The organism is Globicatella sanguinis NBRC 15551, from assembly GCF_001552295.1.
Lineage (GTDB): Bacteria > Bacillota > Bacilli > Lactobacillales > Aerococcaceae > Globicatella > Globicatella sanguinis.
In genome coordinates, this window is record NZ_BCQX01000041.1 from 1 (window position 1) to 18,533 (window position 18,533).

The window sequence follows — 18,533 nt, forward strand, 5'->3', positions numbered from 1 at the left end:
TTAAAAGGACAGATGAGGTAAAACAAGAAGCTTTACAATAATTTTACAATTCTCATTTTAATCGTTCGGATAAATTTATAGTCTAAAACCTTGATGTGATAACCTTTCTAAGTAGGTTTGTAAAAGCGTTTAAAAGATTATGTAAATTTATATCAGTAGATATACTTTCTTGTTTATTTATTTGCTATAATAGGGTCATAGGCCGATTTTCGAGTCTGCCATAATATATTTGGAGGGATTTTTCACATGAAAAAATCATTGCGCAATATTGCGTTATTCGGATTAGTTGGAACAATGTTATCAGGAACTTTTGCAGGTGTTACAGCACATGCTCAAGAAAAAATTGATTCATTAAAAGTAATGTTTGTACCTTCTCGTGACCCAGAAGATATCATTACTGCTACTGAACCATTAAAACAAATGTTAAAAGATGAATTAGCTAAAGAAGGCTTCGAAATCGGTGAAGTGGAAATTGAAGTTGGTACTAACTATGAAGCAGCTGGTGAAGCATTATCTGCTGGAACTGCCGATATTGGTTTTATCCCTGGTGGAACTTATGTTTTATATGATGAAGATGTTGATGTTATCTTAACTTCAACTCGTCAAGGATTAAGCAAAGACTCTGAAAATCCTGCTGACTGGAACGACGGCAAACCAACTGAAAAAGTTGAAGATCAAGTAACTTATTACAAAGGTTTAATCATTGCTGGACCTTCTGAAAAAGGTAAAGAGTTAGCAGAAAAAATTAATAATGGTGAAGAATTAACATGGGAAGATGTTGACTCAGCTAAATGGGCTGTAATGTCATCTTCATCTTCATCAGGTTATATTTACCCATCAATCTGGTTAGGTAATCAATTTGAAGGTAAAAAAATCTCTGACTTAGCAAATGTTGTACAATCTGAATCTTACGGAAGTTCTGTAGCGCGTTTAGCTGCTGAACAAGTAGATATCATCGTTGGATATGCTGACTTACGTGTTGATAATGTTGAAGATTGGGAAGGCGACATGAACCGTGAAGCATCAATCTTTGAAGAAACTAACGTAATCGGTGTTACTCCAAATGTTTACAACGATACTGTTTCTGTTTCTAAAACATCACCTAACATGACGGATGAATTAAAAGCAGCAATTGCTAAAGCAATGATTAACATCGCTGGTACTGAAGAAGGTAAAGAAGTTATCTCTATTTACAGCCACGAAGGTTACCAAGAAGCTAAATCAGAAGATTACGATACAGAACGTGAAGCTCAAAAAATCTTACGTGAACAAGCTAATAACTAATTAGCTTATATAATGAATTGAACGTCTCGGGATATTCCTGAGACGTTTTTTGCGCTTGATTTATTGGAGAAGAATTAAGGTTTCTAACAGCCCAGAAATAAGTGAAGTCTGTTTTCCCTTCAAATTTGATGGAGCTAAAACTTTTCTAAAAGCGGAAAAGTTTATTTAAGCATACATTTCTCAATAAAATTTAATATCAAAAAAATCCCCAAGGCTCTTATTAAGAAGCTTTAAGGATTATATTTTGGTTGATTTTAAAAATGTAAGTGACCGAAAAATTCATGGTAAAGAGCACGAATCGCATCATCTTTATCATCCATACTAATGGTATAAAACATACTAATTTCAGAGGCACCTTGGTTGATCATTAAAATATTAATTTCTTGTGAAGCCAAAGCGCGGGTTGCTTTATTGGCGGTGCCCACGACTTCAGCCATTTCTTCACCCACAATTACTACAATGGCCAAATCCGTTTCGACATTAATGAAATCAGGATCCAGTTGCTCTTCGATATCCTTTAAAAGCGCATCTAAAGTGCCGGGAGCTGCTAGTTGGTGAGAACGAACAACCACTGAAATATCATCAATCCCGGTAGGAATATGTTCGATTGAAATATGGTGATCTTCAAAAATTTGTAACAATTTCCGAGTAAAACCTAATTGACGGTTTAATAAATATTTATTAATAGAAATAGCAGTAAACCCTTCATCGCAACTAATCCCAATAGCAGGTAAATTAGGATTGATTTCTCGCTGAGCCACAATTTTAGTACCAGCAATTTCAGGGTGGTTAGTATTTCTTACCATCACGGGAATATCCACTTGATATAAAGGCTCTAACGCTTCATCGTGAAAAATTCCAAAACCAGAATAAGCCAACTCACGCATTTCACGATAAGTAATTTCTTTAATAGCATAAGGTTTACGGACGATGCCAGGGTGGGCTGCATAAATATAGCTTTGATCGGTAAAGTTTTCATAAATATCAGCTTCAACACCACGAGCAACAATCGCGCCTGTAATATCACTACCACCACGAGGGAAAGTCACGATATTGCCGTTTGGTGAATAACCGAAGAAGCCAGGAATGATTAAAATTTGTTCATCATGCTTATATTGTGCGATTTTTTCATAGGACTCCAATAATAAATGAGCATTACTCGGTTCATCACTCACGATAATACCCAATTCAGCTGGAGAAATATAACGGGCATTAAGACCAATACGTTGAAAATACTGACTTATTAATTGAGCGTTGAAATCTTCACCACACGCTTTAAGAGCATCTAATAGTCGCAGAGGGTCAGTAATTGAAGATAAATACTTGGTTAAAATTGTATCAAAATGGGTAATAATCTCTTTTGAAAGTGATAACTCATCAGCAATTGAAGAATAGCGATCTAAGACCATCTGTTTTGCCCTTTCAATTGATCCGTTATGGACTTTCTCATCAAATAAATGGATTAATAAATCCGTCACCTTGGTATCCTTATCATCTCTTTTCCCTGGTGCCGAAACAATTACGAATTGAATTTCCGGGTCATTTTGAATGATATTGGCTACTTTTTGTATTTGGGTTGCGTTACTTAACGAGCTACCTCCAAATTTTGCGACTTTCATGCTATCACATCCTTGAACAATAATAATTTTTAACTTTATTAATCATCATACATGAAAAGATAGCAAAAAGGTAGTGTTTATTGTAAAATGAAGAGTAATAAATGAGAAATTCATTAAAACACACTGGAGGAGAGCACTTTATGATGAAAATAGCAATTTTAGGATTAGGAACAGTAGGTGGAGGCGTCTTAAAACTATTACAAAAGGTTAATGAGGCTCGTACTGATTCAAAAATTGACATTACTCATGTGCTAGCTCGAGACATTAAAGATGAGACCCTTGATTTAACCGGAATTATAGTAACGGATGACGTTGATGAAATATTAAACAGTGATATCCAACTTATTGTGGAGGTTTTAGGTGGCGTCGATTTTCCTTATGAAGTTCAAAGAAAAGCATTAGAACGTGGTATTCATGTGGTAACGGCGAATAAAGATATGCTAGCATTACATCTTAACGAATTAGCACAAATGGCAAACCGGCATCAAGCCCAAATTGGTTATGAAGCGAGTTGTGGCGGGGGTATACCAATTATCCAACCTTTACAATATAGTTTAAATGCTAATAAAATTAATAAAGTGATGGGGATTTTAAACGGCACGACCAATTATATTTTAACGAAGATGGCTGATGAACAATGTGAATACCAAGAAGCTTTGGCACAAGCGCAAGCATTAGGATATGCCGAAAAAGACCCTACTAATGATGTTGAAGGTTATGATGCGGCACGTAAGATTGCGATATTATCACGCTTAGCTTTTAAAGTAAATATTCCATTTGAACGTGTCGAGGTAAGAGGTATTAGTCAAGTTGATCAACAAGACATCCAATTGGCTCAAGAAAATGGCTTCACTCTTAAATTATTAGGGAAGAGTCACCAAGTCGCAGAGGCTATTAGTATTAGTGTAGAACCGGTACTATTATCTAATAGTCATAGTTTAGCTAATGTCAAATTAGAAAAAAATGCGATATTTATTGAGGGAGATGCGGTCGGACAAACAATGTTTTATGGACCAGGAGCCGGCAGTTCGGAAACAGCATCCGCAGTAGTATCGGATATTTTATTCATCGAAAAATTTGGCTTCACTGGGAATTTAACCACTCAAGAAAGTGGCCATTTCACAAAAAGTATAACAGATCATCGTTATTATATCCGTTTGGAGGAAGATATGTCCCGTTTAAAAGAGCGATTAATTGCGATGAACATCAAGTATCAACTATGGCAAAATGACGAAATAACAGCCGTTTTAACCGCAACCATTTCAGATTCAACATTTAAAGCGTTGACCCAAGAGTTAACACTGGCAGCTTATTATCAGATAGAAGGTGAATAGATGTCACAGTTTGAAATAAAAGTACCAGCAACCACTGCGAATTTAGGAGTTGGTTTTGATTCAATTGGGTTAGCCCTTAATAAGTTTCTAACCGTTAAAGCGTCCCCGGCTGACAACTGGCAATTTAACTTTAAAGATGCTTTTTTAAAGGTTTTGCCGAACAATGAGCGAAATTTAGTCGCCAAGGTTGCGATTAAAGTTGCTTCAAAATTTCAGCAGACGATGCCACCATTAAGAGTGGAAATGAGTAGTGAAATACCTTTAACGCATGGTTTAGGCAGTTCATCTAGTGCTATTGTCGCAGGTGTTGAATTAGCCAATCATTTTGTTCAATTAAATTTGACTCAAGAGCAAAAAATTCTGATCGCTACTGAAATAGAAGGCCACCCAGATAATGTTGGCCCTTGTGTGACAGGAGGCTTGTTTATTGGGGCTTACCAACAAGGAGAATTAGTTTATGAGACTGCCGACTTCGATCAGGTGGGGATTATTTTAAGTATTCCTGATTACGAGTTGAGTACAGCAGAAGTTCGCAAAGTGTTACCGGCAGAATATACTAAAGAAGCCATAATCCTGCAAAATGCCTACAGCAATATTATGACGGCTGCGCTGTTGAAAGGCGATTTTGAAAAGATGGGGGCGATGATGATGAAAGACCTTATTCATGAGCCTTATCGTCAACCTTTAATAAAAGAATTTGATGTAGTAAAAAATATTACTCTTACTACCGGTGCTTTTGCCACTGTTATTAGTGGTGCCGGACCGACAATTTTAACGCTTTGTCCGGTTGAACGAACAGAAGCCATTCTTCAGTCGCTTAATTCAATGGTACCCGAATGTCGACATGAAATCACAACAGTATACCCTTTATTAACTTAATATTTTAGAGACTGGGTGGTTTTATAACTCTCCAGTCTTGTTTATCATTTAACCTCGTATTAAATGAATGGCTCCACAACCTATTAGGTAGTTTTTCATTAATTAAAGCTCGAAAAATATTACTTAATTGATGACGCTCGTTGAATTACGTTACGATTTATTATTTAATCTGTTCTTAACGGAATTACATCAAGTGTTTTTTATCTATTCAGCAATGCTTTCTTCACACTTGTTATTGAACATGACATTAGAGTTCCTCTATTGAATAATAATAGAGACAAAAATCGCTGATCCATAAACTTTCTTTTTTTATGTGCAGCAGTCTACTGACCATTTAGCCACTTAATAGCAAAAAACTATTTCAACGTTTTTTATCAACAATATAGCGTTAAAACAGTAAGGTTGTGCAATACTTAAAAAGATCATTTTTCAAATAAAGCAGCGGCTTAATAAATTTACCATTAATAATAAGAAAACAGGTTAACTTTTAAAGATTTATTGCGTATAATAATACGGTATTAAATGGATAAAAGGAGAACGCGATGAGTTTATTATCAGTAACAAATTTAACGCATGGCTTTGGTGATCGTGCTATTTTTGAAGATGTATCATTCCGTTTATTAAAAGGAGAACATATCGGATTGGTCGGTGCTAATGGTGAAGGTAAATCTACTTTCATGAATATTGTCACGGGTCAAAGATTACCTGATGAAGGGAAAATTGAATGGGCTCGCAATGTCAAAGTAGGCTATTTGGATCAACATTCTGTATTGGAAAAAGGCCAAACTGTTCGCGATGCTTTAAGAGGAGCGTTTGATGATTTATTTAAAGATGAAGCCCGAATTAATGAGATATATATGGCGATGTCAGAAGCTGAAGGTGAAGAACTAGATGCCTTAATGGAAGAAGTAGGAGAGCTTCAAGAACGCTTAGATGTGCATGATTTTTATATCTTAGACGCCAAAATTGATGAAGTAGCACGAGCTTTAGGTATAGTAGACTATGGAATGGACAGTGATGTCACTGAGTTAAGTGGTGGCCAACGTACGAAAATTTTACTAGCTAAATTATTATTAGAAAAACCCGATATTTTATTATTAGACGAGCCGACTAACTATTTAGATGCTGAGCATATTGAATGGTTAAAACGTTATTTACAAAATTATGAAAATGCCTTTATTTTGATTTCGCATGATATTCCATTTTTAAATGAAGTGATTAATATTATTTACCATGTGGATAATTTACAAATTACTCGTTATACCGGTGATTATTATCAATTTAAAGAAGTCTATGCGATGAAACAAGCGCAGTTAGAAGCAGCTTATGAACGTCAACAAAAAGAGATCGCTGACTTGAAAGATTTTGTCAATCGTAACAAAGCCAGAGTCGCTACTCGGAATATGGCCATGTCACGCCAGAAAAAATTAGATAAAATGGATATTATTGAATTAAAAGCTGAAAAACCTAAGCCTAATTTTAGTTTTAAATCAGCGCGCACTCCAGGCCGCTTTATTTTCGAAGCTGAAGAATTAGTAATTGGTTATGATCGTCCATTAACTAAACCATTGAATTTAGTGTTTGAACGGAATCAAAAAATTGCGATTATTGGTGCCAATGGGATTGGGAAAACGACTTTACTAAAGAGTCTTTTAGGCATTATTGAACCAATCAGTGGTCAAGTCGAACAAGGGGATTACTTAGAAATTGGCTACTTTGCTCAAGAAGTACCAGGTGGTAATCGACAAACACCATTAGAAGCCGTATGGGAAGCATTTCCAAGTCTTAATCAAGCAGAAGTTCGTGCAGCTTTAGCTCATGTCGGATTAACCGCGAAACATATCGATAGTCAAATCCAAGTACTAAGTGGGGGCGAACAAGCCAAAGTCCGCTTTTGCTTACTGATGAATCGTGAAAATAATGTCTTAGTGTTAGATGAACCAACCAATCATTTGGATGTTGATGCCAAAGATGAACTAAAGCGAGCATTAAAAGAGTATAAAGGCAGTATTTTAATGGTCTGCCATGAACCTGATTTTTATGAAGGTTGGGTCGACGGTGTATGGGATTTTAGTGAATTGGCTTAGTAAATTTTTAATGTAGAATATGAAGTAATCAGACGTCTAGCCATCATTTGTTATCGCAAAAGCTCCATAGAATTATTATTAATAAATTAAATCATCTAGTTTGAAGAAACAATGTATTTTTCTCTTGTAGTCCAAGTCGGGATCACAGAGGCCGTTATACAAATTCTTCAAACTATTTTTTTAATACCTTCTTGTTTTCTCTATTTTTCAGAAAATTAACTTAAATTCGTTTTCATAAAAACAAAGTATTTGACGATTTTAAAATCACAAACTATAATAGTTAGCATACAAACAATTGTAGTTCGTATCCATACTAAAAAGAAAGGAGTCGTCATGTTTCATATCGGATTTAAAATCAGAGAGTTAGGTTTAATCATTGAAAAGTATCTGCAACACATGGCCATCCAGTGTAATTTGGAACATTTAGAAGGACCTCAAGGTGCTGTCTTATTTTACTTAATTAGTCATGAGGATCAAGATGTTTTTCAAAAAGACATTGAACAACTCCTAAATATACAGAAAGCTTCGGCATCAGGGTTAATTAAGCGGATGGAAAAAAATGGGTTTATACATGTCCAGCCTTTGGAAAGTGATAAACGTTTTAAAGCCATCAAAGTGACAGATGAAGGAAAGGCCAAGCATCAGGCGATTGAAAATTTCTTGAAACAAGTTGAAGCCGACCTTAGTAAAGGTATTAGTCAAGAGGAATTTAAAATTTTCCATAATGTCATTAAAAAAGTAACTCAAAATGCGCAAGTAGAATCAGAAGAAAAACAAGAAGGAGAATATGAGTGTTAAAAATATTCAAACGAATGAATAGAAAAGAAGTGATGATGGCTGTCGTCAGTGTTCTATTCATTATGGCCCAAGTCTGGTTAGATTTAAAAGTACCAGATTATATGTCAGAAGTGACCAAAAAATTAGTGATGCCAGGTACAGAACTTAAAGAGCTCTATCAACCTGGAGGGATGATGTTACTCTTATCATTATTAAGTTTTGCGACCAGTCTATTAGTTGGCTTTTTAGCAGCTCGATTGGGAGCAAGTTTTACACGAACATTAAGACGTGATATTTTTGAACACGTGTTAAGTTTCTCAGCTAAGGAAACACAAAGCTTTTCAGTCCCAAGTTTAATTACGCGTACAACCAATGATATTATTCAATTACAAATGTTAATTGCCTTTGGTTTGCAAGTAATGGTCAAAGGACCCATTATGGCCGGCTGGGCGATGGTTAAAATATCTAACAAAAATGGTCAATGGATGTTAGCAACCGCATTAGCCGTACTTTTACTATTAATTGTTATTACCATTATTATGGTATTGGCTTTTCCAAAGCAAAAAATGATCCAAAAATTAACCGATAAGTTGAATGCAATCTCTCGTGAAAACTTAACGGGGATACGGGTCATTCGAGCTTATAATGCTGAAAAATTCCGCAATGATAAATTTGATGTTGCCAATAGCGAATTGACCGATACCAATTTGTTCTCAATGCGAATGTTCTCATTAATGATGCCATTAATGACGATAGTATCTAGTGGGTTATCGTTATCGGTTTATTGGATTGGGGCTTATCTCATTCAAAATGCAGCTTTAAATATGAAAATAACACTCTTTGGCGATATGGCCGTCTTTACTTCTTATGCGATGCAAGTGGTCATGGGCTTCATGATGATGACGATGATTTTTGTCATGCTACCAAGAGCGATTGTGTCTGCTAAACGTATTAATGAAGTATTAGAGACACATTCTGTGATTGACTATCCTGCAACAACCAAGACGAACGATCAAACGAATGAATATGTTTTAGAATATGAAAATGTAACCTTTAAATATAGTGATAGTGCTGAACCCGTTATCTCGAATATTAGCTTCAAGGCTAAAAAGGGACAAACAATTGCCTTTATTGGTTCCACAGGTAGTGGTAAGAGTACTTTGATTAACTTATTACCACGTTTCTACGATGTGACTAGTGGTGCCATTAAGTTAAATGGGCAAAATATTAAAGAGATTGCCCATGATGATTTAAATAATAGGGTGGGATATATACCACAAAAAGCCGTCATCTTTAGTGGAACCATTGCCTCTAATATGAATTTTGGTGAAAGTAAAGAATCGCCATTAACGGAAGAAAAAATGAATGCAGCTTTAGAGTTAGCACAAGCTAAAGAATTTATACAAAGTAAAGAAAACGGCTTGCAATCAACAGTAGCTCAAGAAGGTGCAAATTTCTCAGGGGGTCAAAAACAACGACTAGCAATTGCCCGTGCTTTAGCGCGCAAACCAGAAATTTTAATATTTGATGATTCCTTCTCAGCTTTAGACTATAAAACGGATAAAGCGTTGAGACATGATTTAGCAGTCCAAACGGCTGATATGACGAAGTTAATTGTCGCGCAACGTATTTCAACCATTATGGATGCAGATTTAATCTTAGTATTAGATCAAGGGAAAGTAGTCGGTCAAGGTACGCATCAAGAATTATTAGCTAATAATGAAGTGTATCAAGAAATTGCCTACTCACAATTATCAAAGGAGGAATTAACCAATGGCTAAAGAACAACCACAATCAGAAAAAGCCCTAAAACGTGCTTTACGCTATGCCGATGGCTATTTAATTCCCATCGTTATTGCCTTAATTTTCTCAATTATTAGTAGTGTGATCACCGTTATCGGACCTGATAAAATGAGTGAAATGATGGATGTCATTACTCAAGGGGTGATGGTTGGTATTGACTTAAATAAAATTGATAAAATAGGAAAAACATTAGTTATCTTGTATTTAACGGCAGCGGTCATGGGGTATGCACAAAGCTTTATTGTGGCAACTATTTCACAACGCTATACCCAACGCCTTCGTCGTGCAATCGCTGAAAAGATGAATCGCCTTCCTTTACGATACTTTGATAGCCGTCCAACCGGTGATGTTTTATCCATTATTACCAATGACTTGGATACTGTTGGTCAAAGCTTAAATCAAAGTTTAGGAACATTAGTTTCAGCAACAGTTTTATTAATCGGTACATTATTTATGATGTTTAAAACGAATTGGGTAATGGCTCTTACAGCAATCAGTTCAGTTTTTATTGGTTTTATTGGAATGGTCTTTATTATGAGTAAATCTCGTGCTCATTTTAAGGCGCAGCAAAAGAACTTAGCTACTGTCAATGGCTATATCGAAGAAGCCTATACCGGACTCTCGATTGTCAGCAGTTATAATGCAGCCGATGAAATGAAGGGCCAATTTGCAAAATTAAATGAACAATTATACGGAAGTGCTTGGAAATCACAATTTTTAGGTGGGATGATGATGCCACTGATGGCTTTCATCGGGAACTTCGGTTATGTGATGGTTAGTTTAATGGGTGCTTACCTAGTTTTAAATGGCCACATTACCATCGGGGTCATAATTGCCTTTATGGTGTACGTTCGTTTATTCTCACAACCATTATCCCAAATTGCTCAAGCGGCACAAAGCTTACAATCAGCTGGGGCAGCCTTAGGTCGAGTGATGGACTATTTAGAGGCAGACGAAATGAGTGACGAATCGTATAAAACAACCCAATTATCACAAATTAAAGGACAGGTTGCCTTCGAACATGTTAATTTTGGCTATGATGAAGGTAAAACGATTATTCATGATTTCTCTGCCGAAGCTAAAGCGGGTCAAAAAATCGCGATTGTTGGTCCAACCGGTGCTGGTAAAACAACGATTGTTAACTTATTGATGCGCTTCTATGAAGTCAATGGCGGTCAAATTTTAATCGATGGTGTCAATATTAAAGACATGACTCGTGCTGAATTGCATGAATATTTCAGTATGGTATTACAGGATACTTGGTTATTTGAAGGTAGCATTCGCGATAATTTAGTATTCAATCAACCAGAGGTTACACAAGAAGAAGTGATAAAGGCAGCCAAAGCGGTGGGGATTCATCATTTTATTACCACATTACCTCAAGGTTATGACACGGTATTGGATGATTCCGTTCAATTATCAGTAGGACAAAAACAATTAATGACCATTGCCCGTGCGTTAATAAAAGATGCTCCATTATTAATTTTAGATGAAGCGACGAGCTCAGTGGATACTCGTACGGAAGAATTAATTCAAAAAGCAATGGATGCCTTAATGGTTGGTCGGACCTCATTTGTCATTGCTCATCGACTTTCAACCATTCGTAATGCTGACTTAATATTAGTAATGAAAGACGGAAATATTATCGAACAAGGTAATCACGATCAATTAATGGTTCAAGACGGCTTTTATGCGGACTTATATAATAGTCAGTTTGAGAATGGTAATGGCACCTTTGAGGAAGAAGAACTATAATCTAAAAGGAATAAAGCATATAACGAACATAATGATTGAATTTAAACGACTTTACAACTTTTTGTGTGGCCCCACAATAAATTAAAAAAGCATATCTAGCGAAAGTGTTTAGCTAAGCGAAGGTACCTAAAGAGAAAAACCAGTTAACTAGATTCCTAAAAGGGAAATTAAGCTAACTGGTTTTTATTATAATAATTTAAGAATATCTTTTTCGATTGCTTTAGGCGAGGTGGTTGGTGAGTAACGTTTAACCACTCGTCCTTCGCGATCAATTAAAAACTTCGTAAAGTTCCATTTGATATTATTGGAGAATAGCCCTTGGGTTTCTTGTTTTAACCATTGGAAAATGGGTTCAGTCTTAGGGCCGTTCACTTCTACTGTTTCATTTAAGGGGAAACTGACTCCAAAATTCAATTGACAGGTGCTTTCCATATCACTATCGACCACTTTTTCTTGTTTAAATTGATTGGAAGGAAATCCAATGACAGTAAATTCTTGGTCGTGATAGCGTTGATAGAGTTCCTCTAATTGAGTCAATTGAGGGGCTAAGCCACAACCGGTTGCGGTATTAACGATTAACAAGACTTGTCCATTATACTCATTCAAGCGGTAAGGTTGGCCGCTGCTACGAACTAATGAAAAATCTGGTAAACTCATGCTTTTGCTCCTTTCAAACATCCCATACCTAAAACAGGACTACCTTTACGATATTTACTGGAATAGTAAAGGCAAAATCAGTGTAGTATCTGTATCAATCATAGTCAAAGTAGAAGGGCCAATACATCAAAGTTATAATACGGCCCAACAAAATTTCTAAATAAACAAGCCTTTACAACAATTAAAATTTCAATCAAAAAACCAAAGGGGAATTTTCCATGAATTAGTCGTCTAAATCAACATTGTGGTAAACGCGTTGAACATCTTCGTCATCTTCCAAAACTTCAATTAAATGTTCAAATTTTTTCAAATCTTCGCCTTCTAATTTCACTTCATTTTGTGCAATCATGTCTGTTTCAGCTACTTCAAATTCAGTAATTCCCATACCTTCTAAAGCAGTTTTAATGGCTTCAAAGTCTTTTGGTTCACCATAAACAACTACGGTATCTCCTTCAGCAAATACTTCACGAACATCGACATCCGCTTCTAATAAAGCCATCATTACGTCGTCAGCATCTTGATCGGCCATTACAAAAACAGCTGTTGCATCAAACAGGTAATTAACTGAACCACTGACACCCATGTTACCACCATTTTTACCATATGCAGCCCGAACATTACTTGCAGTACGGTTGACATTATTAGTTAAAGCATCGACCATAATCATTGAACCATTGGGCCCGAATCCTTCATAACGTAATTCTTGGTAGTTTTCATCATCGCCACCTTTAGCTTTATCAATGGCTTTTTCAATAACGTGACGAGGGACATTATATGTCTTCGCACGATCAACAACAAAACGTAATTTTTGGTTTAATTCTGGATCGGGTTCACCTTGTCTTGCAGCAGCATAGATTTCAATACCGAATTTAGCATAAATCTTCGAAGTATTTTGGTCTTTATTTGCTTTCTTTTCCTTAATATTCATCCATTTACGACCCATTTATTTCACTTCTCTTTCAATAAAATTAGAATGTTCCAACACTCATTTTACCATAAAAACGTCCTTTGTGATAGAGTTTTACGTTCTATTTTAATTCACTAAATTATGAGAGTTTGCTTAAAAATGGAGTTGGCTTTTGACAGAAGTGTCTTGCATTTTATGTATAATCCAAATAAGCATCATTTAATATGAATAGAAAGGGAAATATTAAGGCCATTGCTGATGATATAGGTCACGCAATGATCACCAAAAAACGCCTTTTTAAAGAGTTGCTGTTATATCACGGATTTGTCAAGATTACTAAAGTATTTAAAACCAGGAGATTATTTGGGTGTTTGTGTAACAATTAGGTTACATGACACTTTAAAAATGACCGGTTACTTTTACGATGTGATGACAAAACATCGAATTCATGGTCGAATCGTTATCTAAATGTTATAATATAGAGGTAGATTGATATCGATTGGAAGGAGAAAAAAATGAAATTACATAAAAAATTAATCTCAGCTTCAATGGCTTTATTAGCCTCAACCTCATTAGCTGTTTTACCAACCACACAAGCACAAACCGCAACACACACTGTACAAAGTGGAGAATATTTACAAGGCATTGCAGCCGCATATGGCGTAACTGCAGAAGAATTACGCGCATGGAACGGCTTATCAAGTGACATGATTTATGTCGGCGATGTATTAGTCGTAGACGGATCAAGCAGTGGTACGGTAGTATCTAATTCTAGTGCTGCAGGTACTCACGTTGTACAAAATGGTGACGTCCTATATAACCTAGCCATTCGTTACGGGGTAACCGTCGATGATTTAATGGCATGGAATGGTTTAACTAGCGATTGGTTAAATGTTGGCGACACTTTAGTTGTCTATGGTAATGCTACTGCAACAGGTGGAAATTACTACTATGATTACACAGCACCAGTCTCTACCTCTTCAACCGGCTACCATACAGTAGCACCTGGCGATACACTATCAGGCATTGCAGCCGTTTATGGTGTAACAGAAGAAGAATTGTGGGCATGGAATGGCTTATCCAGCGACTGGTTGAATGTCGGTGATCAAATTGCTGTCACAGGTTATAGTTCTGGCGCTACCTCAACTTATACTAATTATGTGCCAACGTCCAATACTGCAACAACAAATTACACGGTATCAGCAGGTGATAGCTTATATGAAATCGCCCAAGCTTACGGTACAACCGTTGATAACTTAATGGCAATTAACGGATTATCAAGTACTTTCTTACAAATTGGTGATCAGTTAGTGGTTCCTGGTGCAGACAAGAGTGCGACTTCTGAAGCGCCAACTGAAGAAACAAAGGAAGAAACAACGACCGAAGATAAGAATAAAGAAGAAAATAAAGAAGAAGCAACGGAAACTTCAACCGATTTAACCGATGAAGAAAAAGCGGCTGGTATTAAAGCAAAACACATTATTCAAAAAGGTGAAACTTTATTTAAGATTGCGAATAAGTATGGAGTCACACTATATAATTTAAAATCTTGGAACAACATTACAGCAGAAAATCCAGCTCGCGTTGGTGATGAGTTGATTATTAAAGATTCTGCTTACGAACCTCAAAAACATAAAGTAACAGAAGGTGACACAATTGATGCAGTTGCTGAAACTTATAACACCACAGCAGAAGCAATCAAAGTATGGAATGAATTGGCTGACAATGAATTAGAAGTAGGTAAAGAAATTTATGTAAGTAACCCAGAACCAACATTACATGAAGTTCAAACAGGTGAAAACTTACAAACTATTGCCGATCAATATGGTGTAACACCAGAAGATTTACGTGCATGGAATGGCTTACCAGAAAAATCAATGATTGTTAATGGAACGATCTTAGTATCAAATCCAACAGCCGTTACTGAATAATAAAAATAAAATAATAAAGACTGGGCAGAAATTATAGAGTTTCTGTCCAGTTTTTTTGGGATAAATTTTGAGTAGTAATTGGGTAGAATGAGAATGCGCTAACGAGAGAGCAAGATTCAAAATCTAAACAGAAATGTGAGAATGGGAATACTGACTATGCAAGCTTTGATAATACAATTACTTAGTGCGAATGTCTATACGATGTAGTAACCTATAACAGATCGGTTATTTAACCTATTTAATTGTTAGGATTACCATTGCATAGTAGCAAACCGTGTCAAGAAGATTAAAAAACTTATTCAATTATGTAGGATGTTGGTTTACGAAATTTTGAACGGTGTCAAAGTGGTTAGTGAAACCAACTCAATAAATATAGGGAGAATACGAAGTAGCCATCCTTCGATTGGTCATTTTTGTCTGCTCTTTTTTGATCACAAAAAATATTAATAAATGAAAAATAATATTGCATAGAAAAAGCTGACGAATGGACGTCAGCTGAAAATATAGATATCTTGCTATTTTAATTAAAAACTATTCCAAGCACAATTTTGTCCTGCAACAGCACCCGTGACAAAAGCAGCCGTAATATTATAACCACCGGTATAACCGTTGATGTCTAATAATTCACCACAGAAGTATAGACCATTCATTAGCTTAGACTCCATCGTAGCGGGATTGATTTCTTTAGTTGAAACACCACCACCGGTTACAAAACCTTTTTCAATCGGTTGCGAACCTGTACTTGTAAAATCAAAATGTTTTATTTTATTAAGTAAGGCTTCAACTTCAGCATGAACTAATTGTTTATAAGCCGTCGTCTGATCCATTTTTAATTGAGATAAAATTACCTCAGCCATACGCTCTGGCATCCAATTTTTTAAGATAGTTAATAATTGTTTGTCACGGTTTTCCTCGGCAAAAACTTTTAGTTGTTCCATCGTATGATGCGGTGTTAAATCGATAGATAGATGAGCCACCTTTTCACCCGTTTGATGAAGCCACTGGTTAACATGACCAGAACATCTTAGAATAGCGGGTCCAGAATAGCCGAAATGAGTAAAAATCATATCCATTTGGTGATAAGTGATAGCTTTTTGATCAGCATCCCATAAGGTCACGCCCACATCTCTTAAAGAAACACCACGTAAAGCTTTACTAGTAATCCACTCATCATCAGATAGTAGAGGGGACTCGGTAGGGTATAACCGTTCGATGGTGTGACCAGCTGATTTGGCCCAAGCATAAGCATCACCAGTCGCACCTGTTCGGGGGTAAGCACGACCACCCGTTGCTAGAATAACACCATTGGCTTGGATTTCTAAACCTGATTTCGTTAGTACCCCTTTGACGCACTGGTTTTCACGGTCAAATAATAGCTTATCGACAGGTTCATTGGTTTGAATCTCGACACCTAGTTCACGACAGTAATCCAATAAAGTTTCTAAAATGGTACGAGCGCTATCTGTAACGGGAAACATGCGCCCATGATCTTCTTCTTTCAGTTGTACTCCACGACTTTCAAAAAAATGCACAATATCTTCTTGATTAAACTGATTAAGGGCACTGTATAAAAACTTGCCATTACCAGGAATATGACGAATTAATTCATCACGTGAGGTACGGTTGGTCACATTACAACGACCACCACCTGATAAGAGTAATTTGCGACCTAATTTTGGATTTTTTTCTAGAACAAGGACACTGACACCTTGTAAAGCAGCGTGTACCGCAGACATGAGACCACTGGTCCCTCCACCGACTATAATAACTTGATAGGTGTTTTTCATCTGACTCCTTCTTAATGACGCACCTTAATGCGATCGAAAATCATATGAGCGAGTGCATAATCTATAAAGCCGTGAATAATGGAACCAAAACCAACTAATACCCATAAAGTATAGTAAAAGCCTTCTGTGTTGGTAGTTTGGGCAGTGACAGAGAATAAATAAACTGCTAGTACTTCACCTAAACCATGAACCACATTAATTAAGAAATAGAATGGTGCTTGTTTAGCAAATGATAGCTGATTGATTTTAAAACTTTTAATTAAAAATAAAGCAAAAAGAACGAATAAAAAATGTGATAAAGCTCTTAAAACAATGATTAAAGGAAACCCTGCCAATAAGAAACCAATGGTCGTTCCGGCCGTCACACTTAAAGCGACAAAAGGTGAGATAAACAGACCTAAAAATATCGGTACATGACTAGCAAGTGTATAGGATGCTGGACCAATAATCACTTTAATGGGCATCACTAATGGAATCATAATACCAATAGCAATTAACAAACTACTAATTAACATTTGTTGGGTACGATTTTTTGTTATAATATTCAATTTAAACCCCTCCTAATGTTAGAATTATAGCATAATATCAGTAATAAAGGTATAGTAAATGAAATTTGGATTAAATTTTTACCGGGAAAATTCGTCCCGGAAACCCTGCAAAAAGTTTAAAATAATTGAAAAAATATTGTTGGTAATGCTTGACATTATGGTACTTTAGGGGTAATATGATAGACGGTATTGTTTGCCCCACTATGAGCCCCGGAAACTCAATAGTACTTGTCAAACAACTAGATTTAATAATGGAGGAAACAATCGTGCGTCAAACATATATGGCTAAGAAAAACGAAGTTGAACGTAACTGGGTATTAGTAGATGCGACAGATGTGCCTTTAGGTCGTCTTTCAGCAGTAGTTGCTTCAATTTTACGCGGAAAAAACAAACCAACATTTACACCTCACGTAGACACAGGTGATTTTGTTGTCGTAATCAATGCAGATAAAGTAGCTTTAACTGGAAACAAAGCAGCAGATAAAATGTACTACCGTCACAGCGGTCACCCAGGTGGAATCAAATCTATCTCAGCTGGTGATTTACGTGAAAAAAATTCTCGTAAATTAGTTGAATTATCTGTTAAAGGTATGTTACCAGACACTCGCTTAGGACGTAAACAATTCACTAAATTATTTGTTTACGGTGGAGCAGAGCATAAACATGCAGCTCAAAAACCTGAAGCATTAGACATTAATACATTAATTTAAGGAGGGAATTTAATTGGCTAAAGCACAATATATTGGTACAGGTCGTCGTAAAAATTCAGTAGCTCGTGTACGCTTAGTGCCAGGAACTGGTGTAATCACTATTAATGGTAAATCATTAGAAGAATACATTCCTTTCCCTCACTTACATGAAGTTATGAAACAACCATTTGACGTTACAGAAACATTAGGAGCATATGATGTGACTGTTAATGCTAATGGTGGAGGTTACTCAGGACAAGCTGGAGCAATCCGTCACGGTATCGCTCGTGCATTATTAACTGTAGATCCTGATTTCCGTCCAGCTTTAAAAGCTGCTGGTTTATTAACACGTGACCCTCGTATGGTAGAACGTAAAAAACCAGGTCTTAAGAAAGCTCGTAAAGCTTCACAATTCTCAAAACGTTAATCGTTGTTATATCAACGTTTCAAGACACTTTCCAATTATGGAAGGTGTC

At 36.2% G+C, this 18,533-nt stretch carries 16 protein-coding genes; 11 read left to right on the forward strand and 5 right to left on the reverse strand.

Going from position 1 to position 18,533, the window contains the following annotated elements; all coding sequences use genetic code 11:
- The first annotated feature begins 246 nt into the window (after positions 1–246).
- Complete coding sequence (locus GSA01S_RS04905) at positions 247–1,284, forward strand: phosphate/phosphite/phosphonate ABC transporter substrate-binding protein (protein WP_066125411.1); 1,038 nt, start codon at positions 247–249, stop codon at positions 1,282–1,284.
- Between the two features lie 254 nt (positions 1,285–1,538).
- Here GSA01S_RS04905 and GSA01S_RS04910 read toward each other — a convergent pair whose 3' ends face one another.
- Positions 1,539–2,903, reverse strand: a complete 1,365-nt coding sequence (locus GSA01S_RS04910; RefSeq protein ID WP_066125412.1) for an aspartate kinase — start codon at positions 2,901–2,903, stop codon at positions 1,539–1,541.
- A gap of 140 nt (positions 2,904–3,043) precedes the next feature.
- Here GSA01S_RS04910 and GSA01S_RS04915 point away from each other — a divergent pair, with 140 nt between their 5' ends.
- The 6 genes from GSA01S_RS04915 to GSA01S_RS04940 all read left to right on the forward strand — a co-directional run bounded on the left by GSA01S_RS04915 (position 3,044) and on the right by GSA01S_RS04940 (position 11,538).
- Positions 3,044–4,237 carry a homoserine dehydrogenase gene (locus GSA01S_RS04915; protein WP_066125414.1) on the forward strand — a complete coding sequence of 398 codons (1,194 nt, stop codon included), beginning with the start codon at positions 3,044–3,046 and terminating at the stop codon, positions 4,235–4,237.
- A complete protein-coding gene (gene thrB, locus GSA01S_RS04920; RefSeq protein WP_066125416.1) occupies positions 4,238–5,116 on the forward strand; it encodes a homoserine kinase in 879 nt (292 codons plus the stop codon).
- Between the two features lie 542 nt (positions 5,117–5,658).
- Complete coding sequence (locus GSA01S_RS04925; protein ID WP_066125418.1) at positions 5,659–7,203, forward strand: ABC-F family ATP-binding cassette domain-containing protein; 1,545 nt, start codon at positions 5,659–5,661, stop codon at positions 7,201–7,203.
- 333 nt (positions 7,204–7,536) lie between these two features.
- Positions 7,537–8,001, forward strand: coding sequence for a MarR family winged helix-turn-helix transcriptional regulator (locus GSA01S_RS04930; protein ID WP_066125420.1), 465 nt, complete (start codon positions 7,537–7,539; stop codon positions 7,999–8,001).
- Positions 7,995–9,761, forward strand: a complete 1,767-nt coding sequence (locus GSA01S_RS04935) for an ABC transporter ATP-binding protein (RefSeq protein WP_066125422.1) — start codon at positions 7,995–7,997, stop codon at positions 9,759–9,761. The genes GSA01S_RS04930 and GSA01S_RS04935 overlap by 7 nt, the downstream gene beginning before the upstream one ends.
- Complete coding sequence (locus tag GSA01S_RS04940; protein WP_066125424.1) at positions 9,754–11,538, forward strand: ABC transporter ATP-binding protein; 1,785 nt, start codon at positions 9,754–9,756, stop codon at positions 11,536–11,538. Before GSA01S_RS04935 ends, GSA01S_RS04940 begins: the two co-directional genes overlap by 8 nt.
- 186 nt (positions 11,539–11,724) lie before the next feature.
- Here GSA01S_RS04940 and GSA01S_RS04945 read toward each other — a convergent pair whose 3' ends face one another.
- Positions 11,725–12,195, reverse strand: a complete 471-nt coding sequence (locus GSA01S_RS04945; RefSeq protein ID WP_066125426.1) for a glutathione peroxidase — start codon at positions 12,193–12,195, stop codon at positions 11,725–11,727.
- 223 nt (positions 12,196–12,418) lie between these two features.
- The gene (locus tag GSA01S_RS04950; protein ID WP_066125427.1) at positions 12,419–13,138 is read right to left on the reverse strand and encodes a YebC/PmpR family DNA-binding transcriptional regulator; all 720 of its coding nucleotides are present in this window, start codon (positions 13,136–13,138) and stop codon (positions 12,419–12,421) included.
- Positions 13,139–13,426: 288 nt separating this feature from the next.
- Between GSA01S_RS04950 and GSA01S_RS10845 the strand changes: the two genes are divergently transcribed.
- Together GSA01S_RS10845 and GSA01S_RS04955 are read left to right on the forward strand one after the other, a co-directional pair.
- Positions 13,427–13,570, forward strand: coding sequence for a hypothetical protein (locus GSA01S_RS10845; RefSeq protein ID WP_169792674.1), 144 nt, complete (start codon positions 13,427–13,429; stop codon positions 13,568–13,570).
- A 47-nt stretch (positions 13,571–13,617) separates the two neighbouring features.
- Positions 13,618–15,033, forward strand: coding sequence for a LysM peptidoglycan-binding domain-containing protein (locus tag GSA01S_RS04955; RefSeq protein ID WP_066125429.1), 1,416 nt, complete (start codon positions 13,618–13,620; stop codon positions 15,031–15,033).
- A gap of 524 nt (positions 15,034–15,557) precedes the next feature.
- On the opposite strand, the gene GSA01S_RS04960 is transcribed toward GSA01S_RS04955, so the two are convergent.
- Positions 15,558–16,820 carry a BaiN/RdsA family NAD(P)/FAD-dependent oxidoreductase gene (locus GSA01S_RS04960; RefSeq protein WP_066125430.1) on the reverse strand — a complete coding sequence of 421 codons (1,263 nt, stop codon included), beginning with the start codon at positions 16,818–16,820 and terminating at the stop codon, positions 15,558–15,560.
- Positions 16,821–16,831: 11 nt separating this feature from the next.
- On the reverse strand, positions 16,832–17,368 hold the full coding sequence (locus GSA01S_RS04965; RefSeq protein WP_245631277.1) for a hypothetical protein: 537 nt from the start codon (positions 17,366–17,368) through the stop codon (positions 16,832–16,834).
- 266 nt (positions 17,369–17,634) lie between these two features.
- Between GSA01S_RS04965 and rplM the strand changes: the two genes are divergently transcribed.
- Both rplM and rpsI read left to right on the forward strand, forming a co-directional pair.
- A complete protein-coding gene (gene rplM / locus GSA01S_RS04970; RefSeq protein WP_066125431.1) occupies positions 17,635–18,078 on the forward strand; it encodes a 50S ribosomal protein L13 in 444 nt (147 codons plus the stop codon).
- A 13-nt stretch (positions 18,079–18,091) separates the two neighbouring features.
- Complete coding sequence (rpsI, locus tag GSA01S_RS04975) at positions 18,092–18,484, forward strand: 30S ribosomal protein S9 (RefSeq protein WP_066125433.1); 393 nt, start codon at positions 18,092–18,094, stop codon at positions 18,482–18,484.
- The last annotated feature ends 49 nt before the right edge of the window (positions 18,485–18,533 follow it).

Coding starts and splice junctions, on each gene's coding strand:
- GSA01S_RS04905 (WP_066125411.1), top strand. CDS start 247: ATGAAAAAATCATTGCGCAATATTGCGTTATTCGGATTAGTTGGAACA.
- GSA01S_RS04910 (WP_066125412.1), bottom strand. CDS start 2,903: ATGAAAGTCGCAAAATTTGGAGGTAGCTCGTTAAGTAACGCAACCCAA.
- GSA01S_RS04915 (WP_066125414.1), top strand. CDS start 3,044: ATGATGAAAATAGCAATTTTAGGATTAGGAACAGTAGGTGGAGGCGTC.
- thrB (WP_066125416.1), top strand. CDS start 4,238: ATGTCACAGTTTGAAATAAAAGTACCAGCAACCACTGCGAATTTAGGA.
- GSA01S_RS04925 (WP_066125418.1), top strand. CDS start 5,659: ATGAGTTTATTATCAGTAACAAATTTAACGCATGGCTTTGGTGATCGT.
- GSA01S_RS04930 (WP_066125420.1), top strand. CDS start 7,537: ATGTTTCATATCGGATTTAAAATCAGAGAGTTAGGTTTAATCATTGAA.
- GSA01S_RS04940 (WP_066125424.1), top strand. CDS start 9,754: ATGGCTAAAGAACAACCACAATCAGAAAAAGCCCTAAAACGTGCTTTA.
- GSA01S_RS04945 (WP_066125426.1), bottom strand. CDS start 12,195: ATGAGTTTACCAGATTTTTCATTAGTTCGTAGCAGCGGCCAACCTTAC.
- GSA01S_RS04950 (WP_066125427.1), bottom strand. CDS start 13,138: ATGGGTCGTAAATGGATGAATATTAAGGAAAAGAAAGCAAATAAAGAC.
- GSA01S_RS04955 (WP_066125429.1), top strand. CDS start 13,618: ATGAAATTACATAAAAAATTAATCTCAGCTTCAATGGCTTTATTAGCC.
- GSA01S_RS04960 (WP_066125430.1), bottom strand. CDS start 16,820: ATGAAAAACACCTATCAAGTTATTATAGTCGGTGGAGGGACCAGTGGT.